Origin of the sequence: Burkholderia sp. S171 (assembly GCF_009766085.1) — a bacterium.
Taxonomy (GTDB): domain Bacteria; phylum Pseudomonadota; class Gammaproteobacteria; order Burkholderiales; family Burkholderiaceae; genus Caballeronia.
Genome location: NZ_LMUF01000017.1, coordinates 83,218 through 89,356, shown reverse-complemented (window position 1 = coordinate 89,356; position 6,139 = coordinate 83,218). Strand labels below are relative to the sequence as shown.

6 protein-coding genes and 1 pseudogene are annotated in these 6,139 nt (G+C 56.7%); 5 read left to right on the top strand and 2 right to left on the bottom strand.

Going from position 1 to position 6,139, the window contains the following annotated elements:
* Positions 1 to 128: 128 nt before the first annotated feature.
* Entirely contained in the window at positions 129 to 515 is a 387-nt protein-coding gene (locus tag GSQ93_RS10670) for a response regulator transcription factor (protein ID WP_254073834.1), read from the bottom strand.
* 664 nt (positions 516 to 1,179) lie between these two features.
* Here GSQ93_RS10670 and GSQ93_RS10665 point away from each other — a divergent pair.
* A complete protein-coding gene (locus GSQ93_RS10665) occupies positions 1,180 to 1,638 on the top strand; it encodes a DUF305 domain-containing protein (RefSeq protein ID WP_158935649.1) in 459 nt (152 codons plus the stop codon).
* Positions 1,635 to 3,116, top strand: coding sequence for a YncE family protein (locus GSQ93_RS10660; protein WP_158935614.1), 1,482 nt, complete (start codon positions 1,635 to 1,637; stop codon positions 3,114 to 3,116). The genes GSQ93_RS10665 and GSQ93_RS10660 overlap by 4 nt, the downstream gene beginning before the upstream one ends.
* A gap of 815 nt (positions 3,117 to 3,931) precedes the next feature.
* On the opposite strand, the pseudogene GSQ93_RS10650 reads toward GSQ93_RS10660, so the two are convergent.
* A pseudogene (locus tag GSQ93_RS10650) lies at positions 3,932 to 4,342 on the bottom strand (ISNCY family transposase); the annotation flags it as partial.
* 258 nt (positions 4,343 to 4,600) lie between these two features.
* On the opposite strand from GSQ93_RS10650, the gene GSQ93_RS10645 reads away from it, so the two are divergent.
* From GSQ93_RS10645 to GSQ93_RS38665, 3 genes are all read left to right on the top strand, one after another.
* On the top strand, positions 4,601 to 4,909 hold the full coding sequence (locus GSQ93_RS10645; RefSeq protein WP_158935613.1) for a hypothetical protein: 309 nt from the start codon (positions 4,601 to 4,603) through the stop codon (positions 4,907 to 4,909).
* Positions 4,910 to 5,402: 493 nt separating this feature from the next.
* Positions 5,403 to 5,714 carry a hypothetical protein gene (locus GSQ93_RS10640; protein ID WP_158935612.1) on the top strand — a complete coding sequence of 104 codons (312 nt, stop codon included), beginning with the start codon at positions 5,403 to 5,405 and terminating at the stop codon, positions 5,712 to 5,714.
* A 1-nt stretch (position 5,715) separates the two neighbouring features.
* A partial coding sequence (locus GSQ93_RS38665) for an HNH endonuclease (protein ID WP_216857611.1) occupies positions 5,716 to 6,139 on the top strand: 424 nt, incomplete at its 3' end.

The window sequence follows — 6,139 nt, the reverse complement described above, 5'->3', positions numbered from 1 at the left end:
TATGCGGGGAAAGCTCGCACGTACGGTTCTTCGGGGGCCTCGTTGCCGAGAGGCAATGGGGCTACCCACTAACGAGATGACTTAAGCCGCCTCACGGCCGTCTCTGACAACTTGGAGTAACTGGCCAATCACGAGTTGTCAGGCGAAGCCAGCGCCCGATCGAGATGCTCAGCCATGACAACTGCATCGATCGGCTTCAGAAGGATGGCGATGACTCCGGGCGCGCCACGCTTCCGGTCGAGTTCCGGAATGGGGAAGGCCGTGACAAAGATCGTTGGCAATCGGTGACCTAGCTGCAAGAGCCGGTCGTGCATCTCGACACCGGACATGCCGGGCATACGCACGTCAGATATCACGCACGCCGTTCGTGCAATGTTGGGCGACTGCAGAAAAGCGAGCGCGGACTCAAACGGTTCCGCCTTCCATCCCATCGAACGGACGAGACTCGCGACGGCAACCCTGATGGCCTGGTCGTCGTCCACAATGGCAACAATCCCGTTCGATTGAGTATGCAATTGGAACTCTGCGGAAAATGCCGTGTAACCGGATAGGCCGGAGCTACGAAAACGCTCCGATGACATGACAGGGTATCGGCTGTCGCGCTGGCCCGAAATACTACTTAAGTATGGGGTCGAGAAACACCGAGCTGACGAGTGTCAATGCTGCCCATGACCCGCCTGCGGCTCGGATTTCGCCGTTTGATTTCGTCTCAAACCCATACCTTCGTCTGTCTACCCAATGCTTATTCAGCACCACGCCGACCGACGGTATTGTAGCTTTCGGCTTTTGCAAGATCTAAGCTCTATCCAACCGCAAGACGCATTATCGGCCGGGAGCACAATCGATATGAATCAGAGAGCGATGGCCTATCCCGCCATCGCTTCTAACCCGCCCCGCCTAAGACCCCACGAATACCTGCTAACGGAGCGCATCATGGATCGACGTCAATTCGTTACAGCGGTATTAGCAGGTTCGGCAATTCCCGATGGATGAGCGTTGATCGCCATGCGACTTCGTGCGAAATCCGGAAATCGTTTTAGCTGGCAATGCGCGAAGGCTATATTCCGGAATAAAAAATTATACGAACGGGTTGGCTCAGGCATTGATGTTCTTCAAGACTATTCTTCAAGGTGGATCGCCATGTCTTTTAGTTTCGCTGCGGTTCTGCGTACCCATCGCATGGGCACCATTGCACTATCGGTTGTCGTTATCGCGCTGGGTTCAATCGGTTCCCCGGCCCATGCCGCCGACGCGGCCAGCGGAAGCCCGGAAAAGCCGTTCCTCGCTGAAAACGATCAGGCGATGACACGCATGATGGACGGCATGCCGATCAAGCCGAGCGGCGACGTCGATCGCGATTTCACCGCGATGATGATTCCGCATCATCAAGGCGCAATCGATATGGCGCAAGCCGAACTGCGCTATGGACACAACGAGCAATTGCGTCGCATTGCGCAGGAAATCATCGTTGAACAGCAGCAGGAAATCACCGCCATGCGCCTCGCTCTTGGTCAACCGTTGCCGCCTTCCGCACCGGCCCCGGATCAAGGTCAGGCACCGGGACACACCACCGCATCTCAACCCGCGTCCAGCAAAAACATGTCCATGCCGATGCGCATGGACCAGGAGATGAAATGAAACGATCCACGCTGTTTTCCGCGGCGCTAACTGTGTTGGCGGCCGCCGCGTTCGGGGCCATTCCGCAGCTTGCATGCGCAGGCCAAGCGCCCGATCTCGCGTCATCACCTGACATCGCGATTAGCCACCACGACCGCGTCTACGCGGCTGAACAGTTCTCGAATACGGTCTCCGTCACAGACCCCGTCGACAATAAACTGGTGGGCGTGATCCGTCTTGGCGACCCGTCGCCGGGCAATTTCAGCCCCTTGTACAAGGGACAAGTTCTCGTGCATGGCATGGGTTTCTCGCCGGACCATCGTACGATCACGGTGGTCTCGATCGGCTCGAATTCTGTATCGTTCATTGACACGCAGACCAACGCCGTCAAGCATGTGACCTATGTCGGGCGGGCGCCGCATGAAGCATTTTTTACGCCGGACGGCAACGAGGTCTGGGTCACCGTGCGGGGAGAAAACTATGTGTCGGTGCTGGATGGCCACACGTTTGAAGAGAAGACCCGCATTACCACGCCGGCGGGACCGGGCATGCAGATTTTCTCGCCCGACGGCAAGTATGGGTACGTGTGTTCGTCGTTCAATCCTGAAGTGGACGTGATCTCCGTAGCCGATCACAAGCTGGTCGGCAAGGTAGTACAAGCAAGCCCGTTCTGCCCGAACATTGCGGCTACACCCGACGGCAAGCAGGTCTGGTTCACGCTGAAAGATACGGGCAAGACGCAGGTCTTCGACGCTCATCCGCCGTTCGCGACGCTAAGGGTCATCGATACAGGTCCGATCACGAACCACGTGAACATCGTGCACAACGCGCACGGGACGTTTGCTTATGTCACCGTCGGTGGGCTGAATCAGGTAAAGGTGTTCCGTACCGACGACTTCTCGCAGGTCGCCACCATTCCGGTCGGCAAGCTACCGCATGGAATCTGGCCGTCAGGCGATGGCAGCCGCGTATATGTCGGCCTGGAAAACGCAGACGGAATGACCGCTATCGATTCCTTGACGAATAAGGTCATCGCAACCATTCCGATTGGGCAAGCGCCGCAAGCAGTTGTGTATGTGCCGAACGCAGTGCCTGAAGGCGATGGGTCGCAGAACACGCAACCGCTCGGGCTGGCAGGCGAAAGCGCTCACCTTACCCTGGTGCCGGTTGGCGCGAGCCAGACGGATATGGCGCCGACCAGCGTCGCATTGTTCGACCAGGGCTTGCTGCAGGTACTGCAGGCATCAGCGACCGGCTTGCAGCCGAAGTCCCCCTACGTGCTAGGTCTTTCCGATAACGCCGATGGCAGCGGCAACGTGGAATCGTTTGCGCTGTTCATGACGAACCCGGCGGGTTCGGCGATCGTCGATGCGACTGGGCAGATCCGTCAGGTGGTCGTACCGGGTACGAGTACTGCCGCCGACAAGCGGCGCTACCTGGTGATTGCGCCCCAAGTCTCTGGCAAGCCGGGTGCACCTGTGCAGGTGCAAGCGCTGTAGTCTTTCCTGCCAAACGGAAGTTGGCACCGTGAGATGTGGGTGTCACGCAGGGGCGCAGTATCTCGCCTATGCTTACTTTTAGACGCGCCGAAGAGCCGTTTTTTTCGACCGGCCGCAAGCAGTTGATCATCGCTGGTCTGTGGACCGAAATTTGTGTAGCGATGCCCGCGATTCAGGCACTCAGCGAAGGGTAAGACACCACGGTCATCACAGATGCATCGGGGGTACACCTGAGCAGGCGTACAAGGGCGCTATACAACGCATGATCGCGGCGGGTGCGAATATGATGACCTGGCTGGCACTGCGGCCGAATGGCAACGCAACTGGGCTCGTATTGAAACTGCAGGCGCGACGACCGAGGTACTGCGCCAACATGCAGCCGGTAGCGAAATTGCGTGTTTCTGAGAGCAACAGCTTCTTAACACGCCAGTTTCCGCCTAGGTCCAGTCTTCGAGGGAATGACAAAGTGCGTGCTCGGCTAACTATGCGATCGGCCGGCTGCCGCGCGTCATTCCCTTCATCATGTCGCGGCCCAGCACGCTCACCATAACCCTAGCCATTTCTGGCTGTCTATGCCACATCTCGCTGCAGGGTAGTGAACATGACGATGAAAGGCATTCCCGATAGGTATGACCCGCTTAACCATACAAATCCAATCACCAGGATACCTAACTGTCGAGGCTTTTTAGAAATGTCGTAGCGCTGGCTAAATACAAATGTCGTAGTTTTGATGTCGGGTTTGAGTCTGTCTTTAACGGTTTGAATCCGCGTAGTGTTGAAGGAGAGCCTTGAACTGGCAGGGCGTGTCAGTGCGTTCAGCGAGTGCGTGCAGACCGTTGGCCAGGTGTTGAAGGCGTCGTTGACTGCTGGGCGATCTGCATGATCGCCTGATTCAGGTCTTCTGGGGTGAATGCGCGTTGCTTCTTCGTGCCGGGCGAGGGGTTGGGTTTGCGTACCGCCGCGCCACGATTCGTACGTGATGGCGAACCCGAGATCGGACGGTTGTCGCGCTGCGCCTGCAGGATTTGCGCGACCTGCAGCGCATGGCCGAGCCGCTTGTGCTCGATCACGGCACCCTGATCAATCTCGGCGAGCTTGTCGTACGGCACATAGCGCAGCGCTACGCCAGCGGCCCGGATCTCGATGCGACCATCGGGATACTCCCACACGTCGATGTAACGACCGATCAGCTTACGGTTGGCTACGGTATCTTCCAGCAGGTAGATCCCTGAAAAGTCTCACCGCGACCTTGGCTCAGTTGACGTTCGAGACAATGTCACGCATTGGCAGGTTGCGCGGTCCGATCGCACGCAAAGAAAGTCTCGAAATCGAGGATGCGGTGCTCAAGCTGATGCGGGACACCAAAATCGCGGAGGATGAAATCAAGCGGGCCGTCCATCCTGTGCGACTGGTGACGAGCTTTGACGTTCTGCGCCCCCGCCTTCAAAGAACTGGACGACCAGTTCCAAGCCTGGAACAAGGAAATGCAGAAACGGCGTCAGCAGGTCCGTTCTCCCATCAATTTGTCCGACCCGGAGTACATTGCAGTGCAGGAAGAACAGAAGCGGTTCGACGCGTTGCATTTGCGATTGCAGGAGATTCGCGCACTAGAATACGGCACTGAAATCGGGAACCAGCTTCGGCAGCTCGCGACGGAGATGCAGATGCCCCCGGAACTGGCGGACTTCGAGGCTTCCCAGCAGTTCGCAGATGCGGTTGGCGATCACGCGCATTACGTCAGCACGGGAAACCACCGTGACCGCGCACGCTGGGCATCGACTGAACTCGAATAAGCGACGGCGAAGATTCCGAACCATGCCTCTACATGAGAGCCCGCGAGAAACAAAGGGCTTCTTCGGTCACAACGGCGGCATGTCAAGATCGGCTGCACTGTCCATGCGCCGTTCAATGCGTGCGCATTGCTCCGGATATGGCGATCCGCGTTCCCTTGCAGACATACTCGTCGCCACCACTTCGCTCGGCATCGAGCTTCGCAATCGAAATCCACACTAGCACATCAGACTTCTCATCTTGCCATCCTGCACCTAACGGGCGTTGGCGCCACACCGGGTTCTCAAACCAGTCCATCGCGTCTCTTGTCCCGTTCCGTCGTCTTGCGATGTTGGTAGGGCAAACGGACCTTCACTGTAAAATACGCGTCGACGATGCAACTATCGTAGTTCGGGATAAAACACCATCGTGAGCGACTCATGAAAATAAAACGATTTCAAGCTGGCAACGCATTCTCCGCTTATAGCTGCATCCCTTAGTGCTGATGAGGCAGAGGTGATACAAATACAGCGTCGCGGCCAACGACTGATTGCTCACTCCGTTCCGGGCGGTCCGTTCGGATGGACTACCGACGAGATTTTGCAGGAAATGTTCGGCTTAAAGAGCTCTCGAAGCGTAGGCTTCACGCAAACTATGGACGAAGCGCTAGCCCTGTTCGCCAAGGGCGACCGCACCAACAGCAAGCTCAGGGGATTGGTTGCGACGCTGGCAAGGACACGTCCGGATTTGCCGAAGGACGACGCGACTCGACAAATGATTGAAACCTTAGCGTTGGTTTTGCAATTACCAGGCCACGGGGGGAAATGAGATGGCGATCATCCCCGTTCACTTCGAGAGAATAGAGAGATTCTGGTTGGCCCCTGTTTACAAAACGAAGATCACTGCGGGAGTCACTTTGTACGGGTACAACTGGACGCACTCTAACTTCGATTGGTTAAAAGAGCTTCTGAAAAAACGACTGAGGAAACGGCAGTCGGATCGGTGCTGTTACTGCCGGAGAGCGCTCGTCTTCGATAGAGGGCACGTTGAGTTAGATCATATAATCGACAAAGGATCACAGAGTGGCATTTACGCTCGATTTACGTTCGAACCTCGCAATCTAGCCCTCGCCTGCAAAGACTGTAATAACAACAAGGGGACTAAAAAGGTCCTAACTAAACCACTCGCCACAAATTCGCCGTATCTCCGGCACCCGAAAGCGTTCCTTTGTAAGCGTCCGCTCGTGCTTCCAA